Source organism: Kosakonia sp. H7A, from assembly GCF_003028445.1.
Taxonomy (GTDB): domain Bacteria; phylum Pseudomonadota; class Gammaproteobacteria; order Enterobacterales; family Enterobacteriaceae; genus Kosakonia; species Kosakonia radicincitans.
This window is the reverse complement of record NZ_PYTZ01000002.1, coordinates 628,547-649,631: the sequence shown is the minus strand read 5'-3', so window position 1 is coordinate 649,631 and position 21,085 is coordinate 628,547. Positions and strand designations below refer to the sequence as shown.

Here is a 21,085-nt window from a genome sequence, read left to right as displayed (position 1 = left end):
ATGAGACGCTCCATACAGAGAGTGTTCTAACAATGAGGGCGCGCTAATGGCTACGATTGACTCAATGAATAAGGACTCTATTCGTCTGAGTGATGGACCCGACTGGACTTTTGATCTACTGGATGTCTATCTGGCCGAAATCGACCGGGTGGCAAAACTTTATCGCCTGGATACTTATCCGCATCAAATTGAAGTCATTACTTCAGAACAGATGATGGATGCCTACTCCAGCGTCGGTATGCCAATCAACTACCCTCACTGGTCGTTTGGTAAGAAATTCATTGAAACCGAACGGCTCTATAAACACGGGCAACAGGGGCTGGCTTACGAGATTGTCATTAACTCCAACCCGTGTATCGCTTATCTGATGGAAGAAAATACCATCACCATGCAAGCGCTGGTGATGGCGCATGCCTGCTACGGGCACAACTCTTTCTTTAAGAATAACTACCTGTTCCGTAGCTGGACCGACGCCAGTTCGATTGTCGATTACCTTATTTTCGCGCGGAAATACATTACCGACTGCGAAGAGCGGTACGGCGTCGATGAAGTCGAAAAGCTGCTCGATTCGTGCCATGCGTTGATGAACTACGGAGTGGATCGCTATAAACGTCCGCAAAAAATCTCGTTGCAGGAGGAGAAAGCCCGGCAGAAAAGCCGCGAGGAGTATCTGCAAAGCCAGGTGAATATGCTGTGGCGTACGCTGCCGAAACGCGAAGAGGAGCCAACCATCGCCGAAGCGCGCCGTTATCCGTCTGAACCGCAGGAAAACCTGCTCTATTTTATGGAGAAGAACGCGCCGTTGCTGGAGTCATGGCAGCGTGAGATCCTGCGCATCGTGCGTAAAGTCAGCCAGTATTTCTACCCGCAAAAACAGACGCAGGTAATGAATGAAGGCTGGGCGACTTTCTGGCATTACACCATCCTTAATCATCTCTATGACGAAGGGAAAGTGACCGACCGCTTTATGCTGGAATTCCTGCACAGCCACACTAACGTTGTGTTCCAGCCCCCCTATAACAGCCCGTGGTACAGCGGGATTAACCCGTATGCACTTGGCTTTGCCATGTTCCAGGATATTAAGCGTATTTGCCAGTCGCCGACGGACGAAGATCGCTACTGGTTCCCGGATATTGCCGGTTCCGACTGGCTGGACACGCTGCATTTCGCCATGCGCGATTTTAAAGATGAAAGCTTCATTAGCCAGTTTATGTCGCCGAAAATCATGCGTGATTTCCGCTTCTTTACCGTGCTGGATGACGATCGCAATAACTACCTGGAGATCGCGGCAATCCATAATGAAGAGGGATACCGGGAAATTCGCTCGCGCCTGTCGTCGCAGTACAACCTCAGCAACCTGGAACCCAACATTCAGGTCTGGAATGTCGATCTGCGCGGCGATCGCTCATTAACGCTGCGTTATATTCCGCATAACCGCGCGCCGCTGGATAAAGGCCGTCGCGAAGTTCTGAAACACGTGCATCGCCTGTGGGGGTTTGATGTGCTGCTGGAGCAGCAAAATGAAGATGGCAGCGTGGAACTGCTGGAAAGATGCCCGCCCCGCCAGAGCAGCCTGTAACGAAAAAACCCTCTGTACGCAGAGGGTTTTTTTGCTTAACGGACCTGCAACGCTAAATCGCCAGGCATCGTTTTTTGCATACGGTGCCAGATTTCACCGCTTTCATGGCCGTAACGACGCACCAGCTCATAGACTTTTTCGTACTGCGCCTGTTCACACACTTCGGCAAGCTGGTGATAAAAACCCAGCGCCAGGCTGCGGGCTTCCGGGCTGGAGAAGTAATGACGCCCGATGCGTGTGTACAGCCCTTTCATGCCGTTGAGGATCAGCCCATAGATCGGGTTGCCGGAGGCAAACGCCAGCCCACGGAAAACGTTGTAATCGAGATCGGCGAACGCATCGGCGTGATCTTCCACCTCGCGCGCTTTGGCCAATACCTGCAACGCTTGATCCGGATGCAGGCGGAATGCCGTACGAATAAAAATCGTTGAGATATTGGTACGCACCGACAGCAGATTATCGATCAACTGAGGAACGCTTTCGTGATCCAGACGCGCCAGTGTTTCGAGAATATTCAGCCCCGATGTTTCCCAGAAATTATTCACTTTCGTGGGTTTGCCGTGCTGAATCGTCAACCAGCCATCACGTGCCAGACGCTGCAACACTTCGCGCAACGTGGTACGAGTGACGCCGATCAGTTCAGAGAGTTCGCGTTCAGCCGGAAGAATCGATCCTGGCGGAAAGCGACTATTCCAGATACTTTCGATAATGTATTCTTCCGCGAAACCCGCCGGGCTCTGCGCCTTAATGACCATAGACAAATTTCCATTACACAGCTAAGCAAAGGACACTCATCATACCAGACCCCGTCCGGGGCAGGTAGCGTACGGCAAGAAGAAAAAAAGGGATCGCATCTCCATTTTCGTGATTTTACAAGGCTTAACCCTGTTTTAAGCAGGCCTTTCATTTGAAACAAACCAGAATCTATCAATATTTTGTTTCGCGCAAAATAGCAGCAAGTTTATTCCCAATTTGACATTCCGCATGATAAACATTCGATTACGTATTATTTTGATGCCTGCTAGTGGCCTCTACAATGATTTCGTTTACACTGCGTTGTCTACGCATCTCCAGGGAAAAGATTATGTTGCGATATTTAAATGAGTGCTCGCGTGGGCGCAGTGCCTGGATTCTTATGGCACTCACTGCGTTTGCACTTGAAATGGTCGCGCTGTGGTTCCAGCATGTGATGCTGCTGAAACCCTGCGTGCTTTGTATTTATGAACGTTGTGCGCTATTTGGCGTGATGGGCGCAGGTATTGTGGGAGCCATTGCACCTAAAACGCCGCTCCGCTATGTCGCTCTGGTTATCTGGATTTACAGCGCTTTTCGCGGTATCCAGCTCGCCTGGGAGCATACGATGATTCAGTTGCACCCTTCGCCGTTTATGACCTGCGATTTCGCCGCGCGTTTTCCTGAGTGGCTACCTCTCAATAAATGGCTACCGCAAGTGTTTGTTGCTACAGGTGATTGTGCAGAACGTCAGTGGGAGTTTCTGACGCTGGACATGCCGCAATGGCTGCTGGGTATTTTTGTTGCTTATCTGATTGTCGCTCTGCTGGTGCTGATCGCCCAGCCGTTCAAACCGAAAAAACGCGATCTGTTCGGTCGCTAAAAAAACGCTCCTTCGGGAGCGTTTTTTTATGCCTCACCTACCGGGCGCAAAACCGTGGCAGTTATCAGCGTCAGTCGTTGAAAAAACAACGGCGAACTGTTTGCGATTTAGTATAAAAAAGAGCCGTGGAGGCGGGCAGTCAATGTATCCATTCTGCTTTCAGGCGCGGCAATGACTCACTGCATTACCAGCCTCAACAGCTAAAGATCGTCTGACGCTTCGCTTCAGATTTAATTGACTGCGTACACCATTAATTTCACTGAAAATCTCAGGTGATATTTCGACGATATATAAAACGTGAAGGTGAAGAGCAATTAATTGCTGCTTAATAAATTAACGCTTTATTTTCGTGACAGAGGCTTCGGCAGATCAATCCGCCCATTCAGGTTTATTGAGGATATGGTCCTGCCAGTCCTGGACTTCCGACTCTTTCACTGCAATATGCCGTACCGAGATACGCTCCGCATGCATTGCCGCTTTCGAACCTGTACGCAGTGGGTGCCACAGCGGCAGCGATTTCCCTTCAGCCAGCAGGCGGTAAGCGCAACTCGGCGGCAGCCATTCGAAGGTGGGCAGATTTTCGCGCGTCAGCTTAATGCAGTCCGGTTCGTATTCGAAGCGCCGCTCGTAGTTGCGACACTGGCAGGTTTTGATATTCAACTGACGGCAAGCAACGTTGGTGAAGTAGATCTCGTCGGTGTCTTCATCCATCAGTTTATGCAGGCAGCACTGACCGCAGCCGTCGCACAGCGATTCCCACTCCGCGTCCGTCATTTGTTCGAGAGTTTTGCTTTGCCAGAAAGGAGTGTCGCTCATGATGAAATCCGCCATTGAAATCCAGGGTGCACCTTATAACCAGTCTGGCATGCGGATGCAAGTTTTGCCGCCGGATTAAGGCGGCAAATTGCCTTACAGAACGCGGGTCGACAGGGAAAAACCGTTGAAACTGACTTCCAGCTCGTCGCCGCTGTGCAGCGGACCAACGCCGTCCGGCGTACCGGTCAGGATCACATCTCCCGCTTTCAGCGTAAAGAAGCGGCTCATATAAGCGATCAGCGGTACGATTTTGTGGATCATATCCGCCGTGGTGCCCTGCTGGCGCACTTCACCGTTGATTTTCAGCCCGAGCGGCGTATTTTGCGGATCGCTGGTAAATTCCGCCGCCGGAATGAAACCGGAGATCGGGCAGGAGTTGTCAAAGCCTTTGGCTTTTTCCCACGGTTGCCCCGCTTTCTTCATTTTGCCTTGCAGATCGCGCAGCGTAAGATCGAGCGCAACGCCGTAGCCGGCAATCGCTTTTTTGACGTGCTCTTCCGTTGCCTGGCGCAATGTCGCGCCAATCAGCACGGCCAGCTCTACTTCGTGATGCACAGAGCCAAAATCCTGCGGCAGAGCCAGCGGCTGGCGAATATCGCACAGCGCGGTTTCTGGTTTGATAAACAGCACCGGCTCTTCAGGGGTGGCGCTCCCCATCTCCTGAATATGTTTCGCATAGTTGCTGCCAACGCAAACCACTTTACTCACCGGGTAATCCAGCAGTGCGCCCTGCCAGTTATGATGTTGATACATGTTTTTCCCCTAAGTAACACATTGAACATGAGCGAAAAATGACTATCCGCGCCGTCTGACAGTTTGTCAAATCTCAATATGTTACGGCTTTTGCCGCAAGGAAAATAAGCAGCGGCAGAAAATTCTGCCGCTGTGGGGGGAGATTATTGTTTGTCGTTATCAGCAAGATGCTGTTTGAGTAAATTTTCCGGCGGTGGCGGTAATTGCAAATAATAGCCCTGAGTGGTCAGCGCCTCTTTTACTTTTTCCAAATCGGCACCGGCCAGTTTTTTACGCCCGTCGAGGGGTAAAATCATTGCCAGCTGCGGTTGACCAAAACTTTGCATTAAAGTTTCCGGCACGCGGGAAAAATCGTCTCTTTTTTCGACATACAGATAAGTCTGATCGCGTCGGGTACTTCGGTAGATCACACAAAACATACTTTATACTCGGAATTAGCGGGTGGTTACTTGCCTGAATATAATAGTGACTATAACATGCCTGATAGTCTTCGGAATATTGCTCCGTATGCGAGCGATAATAGCAAAATGAGTAAGGTCAGGATGTCAAACACGCCCATCGAGCTAAAAGGCAGTAGTTTTACCTTATCAGTGGTTCACTTGCATGATGCAAAACCCGAGGTTATTCGTCAGGCGTTAGAAGACAAAATCGCTCAGGCTCCTGCTTTTCTACAACATGCCCCCGTGGTTGTTAATGTCTCTGCGCTGGAAGGCCCCGTTAACTGGCCCCAGTTACAAAAGACTATTGCCGCAACCGGGCTACGCGTTGTCGGCATCAGCGGTTGTAAAGATACCGAACTGAAAGCAGAAATCGAACGTGCCGGGCTTCCCTTACTGACAGAAGGCAAAGAGAAAGCGCCGCGTCAGGTCAGCGCCCCGGAACCCGTACCGGTTGTTACTCCGGTCACAAAAACACGCTTGATTGATATGCCCGTTCGTTCCGGTCAGCGCATTTATGCACCACACTGTGATCTGATTGTCACCAGCCACGTTAGCGCAGGCGCTGAGTTAATTGCCGACGGCAATATCCACGTCTACGGCATGATGCGCGGACGCGCACTGGCGGGTGCCAGCGGTGATAAAGACGCACAAATATTTTGCACACATCTCACGCCGGAGCTGGTCTCCATCGCGGGAGAATACTGGCTGAGCGATAAAATCCCGGCCGAATTTTATGGCAAAGCAGCGCGTTTGCAGTTAATTAACGACGCTTTGACAATTCAACCCTTAAATTAAGCCCTTTTAACAAGGAACTCCTATGGCACGCATTATTGTTGTTACTTCGGGTAAAGGGGGCGTTGGCAAGACCACCTCCAGCGCGGCCATCGCTACTGGTTTAGCCCAGAAGGGCAAAAAGACCGTGGTTATCGATTTCGATATTGGGCTGCGTAACCTTGACCTGATCATGGGTTGCGAGCGCCGCGTCGTGTACGATTTCGTGAACGTCATTCAGGGCGATGCCACGCTGAACCAGGCGCTGATTAAAGATAAGCGCACTGAGAATCTCTATATTCTCCCGGCGTCGCAGACTCGCGACAAAGACGCCCTCACCCGCGATGGGGTAGATAAGGTGCTCGAAGATCTGAAGAAAATGGACTTCGATTTTATCGTCTGCGACTCCCCGGCGGGCATCGAAACCGGTGCGCTGATGGCGCTCTATTTCGCCGATGAAGCAATTATTACTACCAACCCGGAAGTCTCGTCTGTACGCGACTCTGACCGTATCCTCGGCATTCTGGCTTCCAAGTCGCGCCGCGCGGAAAATGGTGAAGAGCCGATTAAAGAGCATCTGCTGCTGACCCGCTATAACCCCGGTCGTGTGAACCGTGGCGACATGCTGAGCATGGAAGATGTGCTGGAAATTCTGCGTATCAAACTGGTTGGCGTGATCCCGGAAGATCAATCCGTGCTGCGCGCGTCGAACCAGGGTGAGCCTGTGATTCTGGATACCAACGCTGACGCCGGTAAAGCATATGCCGATGCCGTCGACCGTCTGCTGGGAGAAGAACGCCCTTTCCGCTTCATCGAAGAAGAGAAGAAAGGTTTCCTCAAACGCCTGTTCGGAGGATAAGTTATGGCATTACTCGACTTTTTTCTCTCCAGAAAAAAGAATACCGCCAGCATTGCGAAAGAGCGTCTGCAGATTATTGTTGCGGAACGTCGTCGTAGTGACGCGGAACCCCATTATTTACCGCAGCTCAAGCGGGATATTCTGGAAGTGATCTGCAAGTACGTGCAAATCGATCCGGAAATGGTAACCGTGCAGCTGGAACAAAAAGGGGACGATATTTCCATTCTGGAACTTAACGTTACCCTGCCGGAAACGGAAGAAACGAAATAACACTCCCGTTTTCCAGGCATTAAAAAAGGCAGAAGAAATTCTGCCTTTTTGTTTATTTCAGCGAAACACTGTAATTATTTACAGCTATTAATTCGGGTATTCCACTAATAATGATTTCAGTTGATCGGCCATCAATTCCCCGCGCCAGCCGCTGATTAATTCCGGCAAAGTATTCTGCGGTTTTAACTTCCAGTGCCAGTTCAGTAACTGATTAATCTGCCGACGGGAAGCCATCAGCTCAACGCTGATATTGTGGCTTTCGCTGATGGTCTGCACCAGCGCTTTGATCGCTTTGAATGCTTTACGATAACCTGGCATATCCATCAGATTGAGCAGCGGCTCCGGCAATTCCTCTTCCGGCAGAGCCTGCGCCTGCGCGACCAGCGCCAGCAGCGTTTTCCCGTGGTAACGGATCTCACTGCCGGAAAGGCCGATACTGTCCAGTTCGCCCATGCTGGAAGGCATATAGCGCGCCACCGCCCACAGGTTCTCTTCGCGCACCACAAAATTAACCGCCAGATCACGCTCACGGGCTTTACGCAGACGCCAGTCTGCCAGCAGGCGCAGGCAGGCCAGCTGACGCGTACGCAACTGCCAGGCGTTGCCAATCTCGCGCCACGCCTCTTCCGGGGCCAGCACTTCCTGGCGGCGCTGCATCATCAGGCGACACTCATCCAGCGCCGCTTCCAGCCGCCCGGCCGCGCGGGTTTCCGCCATCAACTTGTCGGCTATCGGCAGCAGATACCAGACGTCAGCGGCAGCATAATCACACTGGCGCTCCGTCAGCGGCCGCGCTAGCCAGTCGGTGCGGGATTCGCTTTTATCAATCGTCAGGCCGGTAAACTCTTCCACCATCGCGGCAAATCCCCATGACAGCGGACGACCGCAAAATGCGGCGAGGATCTGGGTATCAATCATCGGCTGCGGATGTACGCCGAATGCGTTGAGGAACACTTCCAGATCTTCACTGCCGGCATGCAGGTATTTGATTACCTGGGTGTTGATCAGCAGATCGCGAAACGGCGCCCACTCGGTAATGGTCAGCGGATCGATCAGTGCCGTATGTTCGCCATCAAAAAGCTGGATCAGACCGAGTTGCGGATAGTAGGTACGGGTACGGACAAATTCGGTATCCAGGGCAATGGCCGGGAACGCGCTGGCGGCTTCACACAGCGTAGCCAGCCCGTCATTCGTCGTTATCATCTGGTAATTCAAATCATCATCTCTTTAGTTTGCGCCCATAAAAAACGCCGGCTTAACCGGCGTTCAGGCGACTAACGCATAGCTCAGGCTTTATTGTCCACTTTGGCGCGCGCTTCGTCACGCAATTCTCGCCGCAGGATCTTGCCAACGTTCGATTTTGGCAGTTCATTGCGAAATTCGACCAGCTTCGGCACTTTATATCCGGTGAGCTGGCGACGGCAGAAGGCGATTAGTGCATCTTCGCTCAGCGACGCATCTTTTTTCACCACGAAGATCTTCACCGCTTCGCCGCTGTTTTCGGACGGAACCCCTACGGCGGCCACTTCCAGTACCCCGGCATGCTGCATGACAACATCTTCGATTTCATTCGGATAGACGTTAAAGCCGGAGACGAGGATCATATCTTTCTTGCGATCGACAATGCGCAGGAATCCCTCTTCGTCCATCACCGCAATATCACCGGTATGCAGCCAGCCGTCGCGGATAATTTCATCCGTGGCATCCGGGCGCTGCCAGTAACCCAGCATCACCTGCGGCCCTTTTACGCACAGCTCACCAGGCTCGCCCGGCGGCACTTCGTTGTTGTTGTCATCTACCAGTTTGGCTTCAGTCGACGGCACCGGCAGGCCAATGCTGCCGCTGTGATAATCGATATCGTGCGGGTTGACGCTCACCAGCGGCGCGCATTCCGTCAGGCCGTAGCCTTCAAGCAGATACTGACCGGTCAGTTTCACCCAGCGATCGGCAACGGCCTGTTGCACCGGCATACCGCCGCCAGCGGAAAGATGCAGCGAGGAGAAATCCAGCGAGCGGAACTCTTCATTGTTCAGCAGCGCGTTAAATAATGTGTTCACACCGGTCATTGCAGTGAACGGATATTTGCTCAGCTCTTTGACCAGCCCCGAAATGTCGCGCGGGTTGGTGATCAGCAAGTTCTGCCCGCCGAGTTCAATAAACAGCAGGCAGTTCATGGTCAGCGCGAAAATGTGATATAGCGGTAGCGCTGTGACAACCAGCTCTTTGCCGCGGTGCAACAGCGGCCCGTAAGTTGCGTTAACCTGCTCCAGGTTCGCCAGCATGTTGCGATGAGTGAGCATCGCCCCTTTTGCGACACCGGTTGTACCACCGGTATATTGCAGAAACGCCAAATCCCCGGCGACAACTTCCGGCTTGACGTACTGCATGCGATAGCCGGTTTGCAGCGCGCGACGAAAAGAGATGGCATCCGGCAGGTGATACTTCGGTACCAGGCGTTTCACGTATTTGACGACAAAGTTCACCAGCGTGCCTTTCGCCGGAGAGAGTTGATCGCCCATGCGGGTCAGAATGACGTGACGTACCTGCGTCTTCTCAACGATCTTTTCCAGGGTATGCGCAAAGTTGGAGACAATCACAATCGCGGAAGAGCCGCTGTCATTCAGTTGATGCTCAAGTTCACGCGGGGTGTAAAGCGGATTCACGTTCACCACAATCATGCCCGCGCGCAAAATGCCGAACAACGCGACCGGATATTGCAGCAGGTTTGGCATCATCAACGCAACGCGATCGCCCTTTTTCAGCCCCAGTCCTTGCTGTAAATAAGCGGCAAATGCCCGGCTACGCTCTTCCAGCTTGCGGAAGGTCATCACCTCGCCCATGTTGATGAAGGCGGGTTGATCGGCGTAACGCGCGACGGAGTGTTCAAAAAGTTCTACCAGGGATTGATAACGGTCGGGGTTGATCTCCGCCGGAACATCGGCGGGGTAACGGTTAAGCCAAACCTTCTTCAATGAATCACCTCTGAAATGAGTATTTTTGGTCATCACAACCCCATTTAATAAACAAGCCGTTAACATAATATTAACTCAGCGTACCAGTTTATTAATTAAGCGAATTGAAGGTTGCGAAGCCCGTCACTAATTATTTTTGTTATACACAGCCACAGACAGAAACAGCGGCTTAGCCGCTGTCTCATTTATTCAATAAAACAAGAGATTACTCTGTCACGATGGTCTCTACACGGGCGGGTTCTGGCGGGTACCAGCCCCAGCCAGGATAACCTGTTCGCCATCCGTGTCGGCCAGGCGGCCCCCAAAACCACGGGTCTATCGGCTGAGGCGGCATCATCACTTGTTGGGTCAGATGCCAGCGTTTATAGCCGGTCGCCTGCATCACCATAAATTTGTAAGGGGCGTCACCGATTTTACCATCCGCAGTGCCGGTGATCGGTCCAACCACTGTGACCAGCTGATTACGGAAATCAACCGGATCGAGGAAGCCGTTAACTTCCGCATAAATTCGCCCGACCGACGGCTCGCCCAGTACCGGACGGGCGCCGCTGTCGAGCGGTACGGAGGCGATCTCCAGACGGGTTTTCCCCTGCTGATTCTGGATATCAACGACTTTGCCGCCGAAGCGGGCTTCCTGGCCGACGTACAGCGACGGCGCACTCATCACCCGGACTAAATCGTCCTGCGGCGTGGGACTGGTTCCTTTAATCGCGTCAGGCACAGAAACACAACCACTCAACACCGCCGTTGCCAATCCTGTCAGCAACCAGCGCATAACTCTTTTTTGACCCGCCATGATGCGACTCCTTCACTCAGTTGTTATTACTGAGATTCATTCCCGGCCAGGAAGTTTCTTCCATGCCACTTCGTTACGTAAATAAACCGGTTCAGCGTGCTCGACGGCAACGGTTTTCTTTGCTGCGAACAGTTGTTGCGCAAGCGGCAGCATATCTTCTGCAGTCGGGAGCAGAATTTCACCGTCTGTCAGCGTCAGCGCATTACCGTTACCCATCTCCGGCCATGCCGGCCAGCCGGTACCGACCGTTGCCCATTGACCTTCAAGTTGCTGAAGACGAGCGCTCACTGCTTCCGGTTTGAGCACCGCTTCTGTCTCTTCGCCGTGCCAGACGCCCTGCTCGTCACGCTGGTATTCCGCCCAGTAGACTTCCCCCATACGTGCATCAATCGCGGCAAGTACGCGAGTTGCGCCAGTTTTACGCCATGCGCCCTGCGCCATTGTTGCCAGCGTTGAAACGCCAATCATCGGCAGTTCGGCGCCCAGCGCAAGGCCCTGCGCAATACCAATACCAATGCGCACGCCAGTAAAACTCCCCGGCCCGCGGCCAAAAGCCAGCGCATCAAGTTGTGTCAATTTAAGATCGGCGTCACCCAGCACATCCCTGACCAGTGGCAGGATGCGTTGGGTATGTTCACGTGGGCAAAGTTCGAAATGAGCGAAGGTAGTACCATCGTTCCACAGGGCGACAGAACAGGCTTCTGTGGCGGTATCAATAGCCAGAATTCGCATGGGTATAGCGGTCCATGAAAAACAAAATGGCGCGCATCTTACCACAGTCCCCGGCAAATTACTGCGCCGGGCGCGCAGCAAGAAATTCAACGGCGCGGCGAATATCCCGTGTGCGAGGCGCGGGCGGCAGGCTGGCGAGGAACACCGCGCCATAGGGCCGCATCACCAGGCGGTTATCGCAAATCACCAGCACGCCGCGGTCGTCGATGTCGCGGATCAAACGCCCGACGCCCTGTTTCAGCGTAATGACCGCATCCGGGAGTTGCACCTCATCGAACGGATCGCCGCCGCGCAGACGGCAATCTTCCATGCGCGCTTTTAACAGCGGATCTTCCGGCGAAGTAAACGGCAGTTTATCGATGATCACCAGCGACAGCGTATCGCCGCGCACATCCACGCCTTCCCAGAAACTGCTGGTTGCCACCAGCAGCGCGTTACCGGCGCTGACGAACTGTTGCAGCAGTTGGCCTTTACTGGTTTCGCCCTGCAACAGCACCGGCAGGCTCATCGTGGCGCGGAACTGCTCTGCCAGTTCGCGCATCATGGCATGCGAAGTACAGAGCATAAAACAGCGGCCATTGTTGGCTTCAATCATTGGGCGCAGCATAGCCGCCAGCTGCCGGGCTGAACCGGGCTGGTTGGTCTGCGGCAGATTGCGCGGCACGCACAGCAGCGCCTGATGCTGATAATCGAAAGGACTCGGCAGCAGCAGCGATTCCGCCTCGTCGATCCCGAGACGCGCCGTAAAGTGATGCAGATCGTCATTCACGGAAAGCGTCGCCGAAGTGAAAATCCAGCTCCCCTTTTTCTGCGCCATCACCTCTTTGAACTTATCCGCCACCGTCAGCGGCGTCAGCGCAAGGGTGAAGTTGCGCGAGGTGCATTCATACCAGTAGCTGTAACCAGGTTGATTAATCTCTTTCAGACGCTTGAGCCGCGCGCGGTAAGTGGTCGCCCGCTCAAAAGCGGCATCAAGTAGCGCCGAGCGTCCAAGAGAGAGTTTCGCCACGTCGTAGCACAATTCCAGCGCATCATCGAGCAGCAGCAGCGCGCGCTGGATATTGGCATCGGCCAGCAATTCACGCAGGTTACCGCGATAACCGGGTTCACCAAGTTGCAGACGGAAATCCTGCGTGCTTTGCGCCAGGCGGTCGGCGCATTTTTGCAGCTGCGCGGTATCTTTTAATTCGGTGCGATAAGCAATGGTGAAATCTTTCGCCAGATCCAGTAACTGGCGGCTGGAGAGCGACTGGCCAAAATACTGGCTGGCGATGTCCGGAAGCTGGTGCGCCTCGTCGAAAATCATCACGTCAGCCTCCGGGATAAGCTCACCGAAGCCGCTCTCTTTCACCACCATATCGGCGAGAAACAGATGATGGTTCACCACCACCACGTCAGCATCCATCGCCTTTTTCCGCGCTTTGACCACAAAGCAATCTTTGTACATCGGGCAATCGCTGCCCAGGCAGTTGTCGTTGGTGCTGGTGACCAGCGGCCAGGCCTGCGAATCCTCGGCTACGCTGACGCAGGTGCTGATATCGCCATCGGTAGTCTGGTTTGACCAGGAGCGCAGAAGAATCACATCACTCAGGGTTTGTACCGGCAGATCGCCGCCAGCCAGCGCCTGCTGTTCCAGTCGTTCAATACAGAGGTAGTTAGAGCGGCCTTTCAGCAGTGCAGTACGCCCGGTGAATTCCAGCGCGTTGGCTACCGTGGGCAGATCGCGGCTGTAGAGCTGATCCTGCAATGCTTTTGAACCGGTGGAGATAATCACTTTTTTACCGGCGCGTAAGGCGGGAGCGAGATAGGCGTAAGTTTTCCCGGTGCCGGTACCGGCTTCCACCACCAGCGGCTGAGTGTTGTCGATGGCCTGCATCACGGCGTGCGCCATCTGGCGCTGCGGTTCACGCGGTTTGAATCCCGGTATCGCTTTGGCCAGTTGGCCGTCTGTTGCAAAATCGTCCGTCACACTACCCCCTGGTTAAATCGACAGTGATTATGTCAGGGTGGGCGGATTTACGCCAGCCGGGTTTTTGTGGCACTCTTGCCCGCGACTGTATGGAAAATAAGAAGGTGTATTATGACAATTGTGCGTATTGACGCGGCGGAGCGCTGGTCTGATGTGGTGATCCACAACCAGACCCTTTATTACACCGGGGTGCCGGAAAACCTGGACGCCGATGCGTTTGAGCAGACAGCAAATACGCTGGCGCAAATCGATGCTGTGCTGGCAAAGCAAGGCAGTGACAAATCACGCATCCTCGATGCCACTATTTTTCTGCCCGATAGCAACGACTTCGCCGCGATGAATAAAGCGTGGGACGCGTGGGTTGTTGCGGGCCATGCGCCTGTGCGCTGCACCGTGCAGGCAAAGCTGATGAATCCGCACTATAAAGTGGAAATCAAAATCATCGCCGCGCTGTAATTACTCGTCCTCTTCGTCTTCAAAGCGCGCCACGATCCGTTCGCCCGTGTGGCTGGCGCGCAACTCTTCAGCAACCTGCGTAATCGCCTGGCCGCTGCTCATGCCGCCGGCCATTAACTCCTGGATACGCTCCACGGCTTTTTGCTGCTGCTCGTGGCTGAGGGAAGGTAAACCTGCAAACATCGTGAACTCCTGCTAAATTATGGGCGCTAATTATTTCATGCGTCCGCACAATTCACCAGCTGAAGACGCAGATGAGGATCAATGAAGACGTTATCCCCCGCCGTTATTACGTTACCGTGGCGCCGCGATGCAGCCGAATACTACTTTGCGCCACTTAGCCAGCAGCCCTGGGCGATGTTGCTGCACTCTGGTCTCGCCGAGCACCCGCATAACCGTTTCGATATCCTGGTTGCCGATCCGCTAACCACGATCACGACCCGCGGCGAAATAACCTCGCTTAACGATAGGCGTGAAAGCCAAAGCGATCCATTGCAACTGCTGCAACAACAGCTGGATGCGCACAATCTGCATCCGGCACACAACCCGGATTTGCCCTTTCAGGGCGGCGCACTCGGTCTGTTTGGCTACGACTTAGGCCGCCGCTTCGAAAAACTGCCGCAACGGGCACAGGCGGATATTACCTTACCTGATATGGCCGTTGGCATTTATGACTGGGCGCTGGTCGTTGACCACCGATTGCAGCGGGTTACGCTGCTGAGCCATGCCGATGTCGATGCCCGGCTGGCCTGGCTGCAGGCACAACGCGCGCCGCAGCAGGACGATTTCCGGCTGACGTCGCCGTGGCAGGCAAATATGAGCCGCGCCGAATACGGTGAAAAATTCCGCCAGGTGCAGGAGTGGCTGCACAGCGGCGACTGTTACCAGGTTAACCTCGCTCAGCGTTTTCAGGCACACTATGCGGGCGATGAGTGGCAGGCATTTACCCGCCTTAACCGCGAAAACCGCGCGCCATTCAGTGCGTTTTTACGCCTGCCGCAGGGCGCCATATTAAGCCTTTCTCCGGAACGTTTTATTCGTCTTGATGGCTCGCACATCGAGACGCGGCCGATCAAAGGTACGCTGCCAAGGCTGGCCGATCCACAAGCGGATGCGCAGCAGGCGCAGAAACTCGCCGCCTCGCCGAAAGATCGCGCCGAGAATCTGATGATTGTCGATTTGATGCGTAATGATATTGGCCGCGTGGCGACGCCGGGTTCGGTACGCGTGCCGGAACTGTTTGTCGTCGAACCCTTCCCCGCCGTCCATCACCTTGTCAGTACCGTCACGGCAGAACTGCCGGAGGGTCGCCACGCCAGCGATCTGCTGCGGGCCGCGTTCCCTGGCGGCTCGATTACCGGCGCACCCAAAGTTCGCGCCATGGAAATTATTGATACTCTGGAACCACAGCGACGCAATGCCTGGTGCGGCAGCATCGGTTATCTGAGCTTTTGCGGCAATATGGACACCAGCATTACCATCCGTACGTTAACCGCCTGTGACGGGCAAATATACTGCTCTGCGGGCGGTGGGATTGTCGCTGACAGCCTGGAAGAAGCGGAGTATCAGGAAACTTTTGATAAAGTTAATCGTATCCTGCGACAACTGGAGAAATGATTCGTGGAGCAAGCGGCTTTAACTCTGGATGATTTTTTGTCACGTTTTCAACTGTTACGCCCCCAGCTCAACCCGGCGGTGATGAATACACGCCAGGCCGCCGTGCTGGTACCTGTAGTGCGGCGCCTGCAGCCGGGTCTGCTACTGACGCAGCGCTCTCCACTGCTGCGTAAACATGCCGGTCAGGTTGCTTTTCCCGGTGGCGCGGTCGACAGTACCGATACATCGCTGATTGCCGCCGCGCTGCGGGAAGCGCAGGAAGAGGTGGCGATCCCTCCCGAGGCGGTGGAAGTCATCGGCGTTCTGCCGCCGGTCGATAGTGTCACCGGCTTTCAGGTCACGCCGGTGGTGGGCATTATTCCGCCGGATCTTCACTACCATGCCAGCGAAGATGAAGTGGCGGCGGTTTTCGAAATGCCGCTGGCCGAAGCGCTGCGGCTTGGGCGCTACCATCCGCTCGACATCCATCGCCACGGTAACGCGCATCGCGTGTGGCTCTCCTGGTATCAGCATTATTTTGTCTGGGGCATGACGGCCGGAATTATTCGTTCGCTGGCGCTGCAAATTGGCCGCAAGCCTTGACTATACTTTACACATAACATTTTTGTGACAGCGTGCGCGCTATTAGTAATATCAGGGTTAGCCATTAGTTTAATTCATGTGAATAGTTAAGCTGACGGCTGGCATCCCTCTTACACTATGCGCAGTTATTACATCGTTACTGGAACGCCGGTAACCCTGTCAGGAGCGTTAATGTGATTAGTATATTCGACATGTTTAAGGTGGGGATTGGCCCCTCATCTTCCCACACTGTTGGCCCAATGAAGGCCGGGAAGCAGTTCGTCGATGATCTGGTCGAAAAAGGATTGCTGGAAAGCGTTACTCGCGTTGCGGTGGACGTTTACGGCTCACTTTCCCTCACAGGGAAAGGTCACCATACCGATATCGCCATCATTATGGGTCTCGCAGGTAATGAGCCTGCCACCGTCGATATCGACGCTATCCCCACGTTTATCCGCGACGTAGAGACTCGTGGTCGTCTGCTGCTGGCGCAGGGCCGCCACGAAGTGGATTTCCCGCAGGATGACGGAATGCGTTTTCACAGTGATAACCTCTCGCTGCATGAAAACGGTATGCGCATCTCAGCGTGGAATGGCGATAATGTGGTGTACAGCAAAACCTACTATTCCATTGGCGGCGGTTTTATCGTCGATGAAGAGCATTTCGGTCAGGAGACGGTCAGCGCCGTCAATGTGCCCTGGCCCTTCAAATCCGCCACTCAGATGCTGGAGTATTGCAAAGAGACGGGCTTGTCCCTCTCCGGCATGGTGATGCAGAACGAACTGGCGCTGCACTCGAAAAAAGAGATCGAAGACTATTTCGGTAACGTCTGGGCAACCATGCGCGCCTGTATCGATCGCGGCATGAACACCGAAGGCGTGCTGCCTGGGCCGCTGCGCGTACCGCGCCGGGCTTCCGCGCTGCGCCGTCTGCTGGTCGCCAGCGATAAACTCTCCCACGATCCGATGAACGTGGTCGACTGGGTGAACATGTTCGCGCTGGCGGTGAACGAAGAGAACGCTGCCGGGGGCCGCGTGGTGACTGCGCCAACAAATGGCGCCTGCGGTATCGTGCCCGCCGTGCTGGCCTATTACGATCACTTTATTGAATCCGTCAGCCCGGATATCTACATTCGTTACTTCCTGGCTGCCGGCGCCATCGGCACGCTCTATAAAATGAACGCCTCCATTTCCGGGGCGGAAGTCGGTTGCCAGGGCGAAGTTGGCGTAGCCTGTTCCATGGCAGCGGCGGGTCTGGCTGAACTACTTGGCGCAAGCCCGGAGCAGGTTTGCGTGGCGGCGGAAATCGGTATGGAGCATAACCTTGGTCTGACCTGCGATCCGGTAGCCGGGCAAGTACAGGTTCCCTGTATTGAGCGAAACGCGATTGCCTCGGTGAAAGCGATCAACGCCTCCAGGATGGCGATGCGCCGCACCAGCGCGCCGCGCGTCTCCCTCGATAAGGTGATAGAAACGATGTACGAGACCGGCAAGGATATGAACGCCAAATACCGTGAGACATCACGCGGCGGTCTGGCCATCAAAGTACAGTGTGATTAAATAAATCCGCGCCGTTCAACTGAACGGCGTTTTTTTTGCGCTATTGCGCCAGCGGAATGATATTTCTCCGATTTGTCGTCGCTGCGTTAATTCCCCACTACACTTTCAGTGTCCTGGCAAGGATTTCACGTCGGGGAGTTCACAGGCGACAATGGCATGCAAACGGCTCAACGGATCATTAAACGATATCGACGGCGGCGCGCTATTGTCTCCGTGTCGGTTGCTATTGTCGCGCTAATTTTTACCCTGGCTTTCCGTTTTATTTCGGAGCGGAATTTAAATCACCAACGTATAACCGCGTTTACCCAACATGCTGTAAATACGTTTGATCAATTATTGCTGCCGCTGGCGGCGGGCAGCCATACGTTGATTCCATTGGTTGGTCAACCCTGCGCCAGCGTGCATTTGCAATTACGTAAACAGGCGGCCAGCCTGCAAACCGTGCGTGCTGTTGCGTTAATCCAAGACGGTATTCTTTATTGTTCCAGTATTTTTGGCTACCGCGATGTGCCAATAAAACATGTGCAACCGTTCCTTCCCACCCGGGAACCCCTGTTGATGCTCTCGACAGACCAGACATTGCTGAAGGGTCGCCCGGTATTGATTATGTGGTACCCCACCTCTGAAGACGGACAGGATGGCGTCATTGAAGCGGTCAATATCGATCTGCTGAGTGATTTAGTTCTGGAACCGCAGGCGCCGCTGATCACGCACGCTGTGCTGAGCGTAAGCGGCAAACATCTGGTGCATGGCAAAGGCATCATGACCACCTTACCACCGCTGGGAGATGAAAGAGCGTACCAGCGCGTATCAACGCATTTCCCTTTCAGCGTCAGCGTGAGCGGTCCGGGCGCGGCGAAACTCGCATTATTGCATCTGCCGTCGCAACTGCCACTGGCGCTGATGATGAGTCTGCTGACCGGCTTTATCGCCTGGTTTGCGACCGCCAGCCGCATGAGTTTTTCCCGCGAGATCAACCTGGGGATTGCCGGACGCGAATTTGAGCTGTTCTGTCAGCCGTTGCTGAAAGCGCGCACATTAGAGTGTGATGGCGTAGAGATCTTGCTGCGCTGGCATAACCCGCGCCAGGGTTGGATCTCGCCGGAAGTGTTTATTTCGATAGCGGAAGAACATAACCTGATCGCGCCGCTGACACGCTACGTACTGATAGAGATTCAACAGCAACTGCATTTTTTCCCCGACGATGTCCATTTCCATATTGGTATTAACGCGGCACCGAGCCATTTACGCAACGGCGAATTGCTGCGGGACTTAAATCAGCTCTGGTTTAATCACCATCCGATGCAGCAATTAATTATCGAACTAACGGAACGCGATGTTTTGTTCGAAATGGATTCCCGAATGGTGCAGGATCTTCGGCGCCGGGGGGTAAAAATTGCGATAGATGATTTTGGCACTGGCAACAGCTCGTTGGCCTGGCTGGAACAGTTGCATCCCGACGTGCTGAAAATTGATAAATCCTTCACCAAAACCATCGGTACCGATGCCATTAATTCGACGGTCACCGATATGATCATCGCGTTAGGGCAGAGACTGAATATTGAACTGGTGGCCGAAGGGGTTGAAACCCCGCTACAGGCGCAGCATCTGCGGCAGCGGGGGGTAAATACCTTGCAGGGTTTTCTCTACGCCGAGCCAATGCCCATCAAGGCATTCCCGGCTTGGCTGGCGGGGCACAGGGAGACCCCATCAACGCGGCAAAACGGTCATGCTTTGCCTTTCACGCCGGGCTGAGGATCACTCCTCTTCGTCGTGTTCTGGCTGCTCTTTAACAATGCGTACCAGATCCACACGATAGTCGTTGGCTTCGACGACGGTAATGTGTAACGGCGCGATTTCCATCACTTCGCCCGCCGGTGGGATTTGCCCTTTGGCGGAGATAACCAGACCGGCCACTGTCGCAACATCCTCGTCGTCATTGACCAGGTTATCAATGCCGAGCGTATGCTGTAACGCATGCAAATCGGTGGTGCCTTTCACCAACCAACCGTCGCCATCAGCCACGATTTCCGGCGTTTCATCCGCATCAGGGAACTCACCGGCAATCGCTTCCAGCACGTCCAGCGGCGTGACCAGCCCCTGCACCATACCAAACTCGTTCGTTACAATCACAAAGCTGCCGCGCGCCCGGCGCAACACCGCCAGCAGTTTGATAGGATCCAACGTTTCCGGCACCACAATTGCCGGGCTGGCCGCAGCGATAGCGGCGACATCAGCCCCCTCTTCCAACGCCACCAGCATCTCTTTCGCGCGAACAATACCGATGACTTCATCCAGCTCGCCACGACATACCGGGAACAGGCTGTGCGGTGACGAGAGCAGTTGTTGACGGATCTGATCAACACTCAGGTTGGCATCCACCCAACTGATATCACCACGCGGCGTCATGATACTGCGCAGCGAACGGGACGCCAGCGTCAACACGCCGTTTATCATATAACGTTCTTCTTCAGCAAATGCGCCTTCCGGCACCGGCACCGTGGCCTGGCTATCGGTTTCGATTTGCGGGCTTGCCTGGCGACGACCGCCCATCAGACGCAAAATGGCATCGGCTGTACGCGCACGCAGCGGTAAATTCGACTGATGGCGAATAAAGTTACGTCGGGCAACCTGGTTGAAAAACTCAATGATGATGGAGAAACCAATCGCGGCGTACAAATAGCCTTTCGGAATATGGAAACCAAAGCCTTCGGCCACCAGACTCAGGCCGATCATCAGCAAGAAGCTCAGACAGAGCACGACGACCGTCGGATGTTGGTTAACAAAACGCGTTAGCGGTTTCGATGCCAGCAGCATCACCGCCATCGCGATAATAACCGCCGCCATCATAACCGGCAAATGGTTCACCATACCAACAGCGGTGATAACAGCATCCAGCGAGAAAACGGCATCAAGAATAACAATTTGCAGGACCACCACCCAGAAACTGGCATAGCCTTTTCCGTGCCCGCCATCATGTTCGCGGTTTTCCAGCCGTTCATGCAGCTCCGTTGTAGCTTTGAACAGCAGGAACACACCACCAAAAAGCATGATCAAATCGCGGCCGGAGAAGTTGAAACTGCCCACCGAGAAAAGCGGTTGGGTCAGGGTCACCATCCATGAGATCAGCGACAACAGGCCAAGGCGCATTACCAGCGCGAGCGACAAACCGAGCAGGCGTGCTTTATCACGCTGTTTGGGCGGTAGTTTGTCGGCAAGGATGGCAATAAACACCAGGTTATCAATACCCAGTACGATTTCCAGAACAACCAGCGTTAACAATCCCGCCCATATCGAGGGATCCATTAAGAATTCCATGA

Annotated in this window: 21 protein-coding genes; 10 read left to right on the top strand and 11 right to left on the bottom strand. The window is 54.1% G+C overall.

The features are described from left to right. Window positions 1–46: 46 nt before the first annotated feature. Window positions 47–1,579: a SpoVR family protein gene (locus CWM66_RS11120; RefSeq protein WP_035887431.1), complete on the top strand. Its 1,533-nt coding sequence runs from the start codon at window positions 47–49 to the stop codon at window positions 1,577–1,579. A 35-nt stretch (window positions 1,580–1,614) separates the two neighbouring features. Here the strand turns inward: CWM66_RS11120 and fadR are convergent, their stop codons facing one another. Next, window positions 1,615–2,334 carry a fatty acid metabolism transcriptional regulator FadR gene (gene fadR, locus CWM66_RS11115; protein WP_007371658.1) on the bottom strand — a complete coding sequence of 240 codons (720 nt, stop codon included), beginning with the start codon at window positions 2,332–2,334 and terminating at the stop codon, window positions 1,615–1,617. 329 nt (window positions 2,335–2,663) lie between these two features. Here fadR and dsbB point away from each other — a divergent pair, with 329 nt between their 5' ends. Then, complete coding sequence (gene dsbB / locus CWM66_RS11110; RefSeq protein WP_107146648.1) at window positions 2,664–3,194, top strand: disulfide bond formation protein DsbB; 531 nt, start codon at window positions 2,664–2,666, stop codon at window positions 3,192–3,194. 369 nt (window positions 3,195–3,563) lie between these two features. On the opposite strand, the gene CWM66_RS11105 is transcribed toward dsbB, so the two are convergent. The 3 genes from CWM66_RS11105 to CWM66_RS11095 form a co-directional block, all read right to left on the bottom strand. Beyond that, window positions 3,564–4,010 carry a YcgN family cysteine cluster protein gene (locus CWM66_RS11105; RefSeq protein WP_007371656.1) on the bottom strand — a complete coding sequence of 149 codons (447 nt, stop codon included), beginning with the start codon at window positions 4,008–4,010 and terminating at the stop codon, window positions 3,564–3,566. Window positions 4,011–4,103: 93 nt separating this feature from the next. Next, window positions 4,104–4,763, bottom strand: coding sequence for a fumarylacetoacetate hydrolase family protein (locus CWM66_RS11100; RefSeq protein WP_007371655.1), 660 nt, complete (start codon window positions 4,761–4,763; stop codon window positions 4,104–4,106). Window positions 4,764–4,906: 143 nt separating this feature from the next. Continuing rightward, window positions 4,907–5,182, bottom strand: coding sequence for a YcgL domain-containing protein (locus CWM66_RS11095; protein WP_035887435.1), 276 nt, complete (start codon window positions 5,180–5,182; stop codon window positions 4,907–4,909). Between the two features lie 123 nt (window positions 5,183–5,305). Between CWM66_RS11095 and minC the strand changes: the two genes are divergently transcribed. From minC to minE, 3 genes are read left to right on the top strand one after another with little or no spacing between them, the layout of a single operon-like run. Then, window positions 5,306–5,998 (top strand): septum site-determining protein MinC, encoded by a 693-nt coding sequence (gene minC / locus CWM66_RS11090; RefSeq protein ID WP_007371653.1) that lies wholly within the window; start codon window positions 5,306–5,308, stop codon window positions 5,996–5,998. A gap of 22 nt (window positions 5,999–6,020) precedes the next feature. Then, complete coding sequence (minD, locus tag CWM66_RS11085; RefSeq protein ID WP_007371652.1) at window positions 6,021–6,833, top strand: septum site-determining protein MinD; 813 nt, start codon at window positions 6,021–6,023, stop codon at window positions 6,831–6,833. A gap of 3 nt (window positions 6,834–6,836) precedes the next feature. Further along, window positions 6,837–7,103 carry a cell division topological specificity factor MinE gene (gene minE, locus CWM66_RS11080; protein WP_007371651.1) on the top strand — a complete coding sequence of 89 codons (267 nt, stop codon included), beginning with the start codon at window positions 6,837–6,839 and terminating at the stop codon, window positions 7,101–7,103. An 87-nt stretch (window positions 7,104–7,190) separates the two neighbouring features. Here minE and rnd read toward each other — a convergent pair whose 3' ends face one another. The 5 genes from rnd to CWM66_RS11050 all read right to left on the bottom strand — a co-directional run bounded on the left by rnd (window position 7,191) and on the right by CWM66_RS11050 (window position 13,572). Then, entirely contained in the window at window positions 7,191–8,306 is a 1,116-nt protein-coding gene (gene rnd / locus CWM66_RS11075; protein ID WP_146159930.1) for a ribonuclease D, read from the bottom strand. Window positions 8,307–8,389: 83 nt separating this feature from the next. After that, window positions 8,390–10,075, bottom strand: coding sequence for a long-chain-fatty-acid--CoA ligase FadD (gene fadD, locus CWM66_RS11070; protein WP_146159929.1), 1,686 nt, complete (start codon window positions 10,073–10,075; stop codon window positions 8,390–8,392). A gap of 205 nt (window positions 10,076–10,280) precedes the next feature. Further along, a complete protein-coding gene (locus CWM66_RS11060) occupies window positions 10,281–10,871 on the bottom strand; it encodes a Slp family lipoprotein (protein ID WP_007371648.1) in 591 nt (196 codons plus the stop codon). A 36-nt stretch (window positions 10,872–10,907) separates the two neighbouring features. Next, the gene (tsaB, locus tag CWM66_RS11055) at window positions 10,908–11,603 is read right to left on the bottom strand and encodes a tRNA (adenosine(37)-N6)-threonylcarbamoyltransferase complex dimerization subunit type 1 TsaB (protein ID WP_007371647.1); all 696 of its coding nucleotides are present in this window, start codon (window positions 11,601–11,603) and stop codon (window positions 10,908–10,910) included. Between the two features lie 58 nt (window positions 11,604–11,661). Continuing rightward, window positions 11,662–13,572 carry an ATP-dependent DNA helicase gene (locus CWM66_RS11050; protein ID WP_035887442.1) on the bottom strand — a complete coding sequence of 637 codons (1,911 nt, stop codon included), beginning with the start codon at window positions 13,570–13,572 and terminating at the stop codon, window positions 11,662–11,664. A 111-nt stretch (window positions 13,573–13,683) separates the two neighbouring features. Between CWM66_RS11050 and CWM66_RS11045 the strand changes: the two genes are divergently transcribed. Next, window positions 13,684–14,028, top strand: coding sequence for a RidA family protein (locus CWM66_RS11045; protein WP_007371645.1), 345 nt, complete (start codon window positions 13,684–13,686; stop codon window positions 14,026–14,028). Here CWM66_RS11045 and CWM66_RS11040 read toward each other — a convergent pair whose 3' ends face one another. Continuing rightward, on the bottom strand, window positions 14,029–14,211 hold the full coding sequence (locus CWM66_RS11040) for a YoaH family protein (protein WP_035887444.1): 183 nt from the start codon (window positions 14,209–14,211) through the stop codon (window positions 14,029–14,031). 81 nt (window positions 14,212–14,292) lie between these two features. On the opposite strand from CWM66_RS11040, the gene pabB reads away from it, so the two are divergent. From pabB to CWM66_RS11020, 4 genes are all read left to right on the top strand, one after another. Further along, a complete protein-coding gene (pabB, locus tag CWM66_RS11035; protein ID WP_107146646.1) occupies window positions 14,293–15,645 on the top strand; it encodes an aminodeoxychorismate synthase component 1 in 1,353 nt (450 codons plus the stop codon). Window positions 15,646–15,648: 3 nt separating this feature from the next. Beyond that, window positions 15,649–16,227, top strand: coding sequence for a CoA pyrophosphatase (locus tag CWM66_RS11030; protein ID WP_007371642.1), 579 nt, complete (start codon window positions 15,649–15,651; stop codon window positions 16,225–16,227). A 173-nt stretch (window positions 16,228–16,400) separates the two neighbouring features. Continuing rightward, window positions 16,401–17,765, top strand: a complete 1,365-nt coding sequence (sdaA, locus tag CWM66_RS11025) for an L-serine ammonia-lyase (protein WP_007371641.1) — start codon at window positions 16,401–16,403, stop codon at window positions 17,763–17,765. Between the two features lie 156 nt (window positions 17,766–17,921). Beyond that, on the top strand, window positions 17,922–19,520 hold the full coding sequence (locus CWM66_RS11020) for an EAL domain-containing protein (RefSeq protein WP_107146645.1): 1,599 nt from the start codon (window positions 17,922–17,924) through the stop codon (window positions 19,518–19,520). Window positions 19,521–19,523: 3 nt separating this feature from the next. On the opposite strand, the gene yoaE is transcribed toward CWM66_RS11020, so the two are convergent. Continuing rightward, on the bottom strand, window positions 19,524–21,083 hold the full coding sequence (gene yoaE, locus CWM66_RS11015) for a CNNM family cation transport protein YoaE (RefSeq protein WP_107146644.1): 1,560 nt from the start codon (window positions 21,081–21,083) through the stop codon (window positions 19,524–19,526). Window positions 21,084–21,085 lie beyond the last annotated feature (2 nt).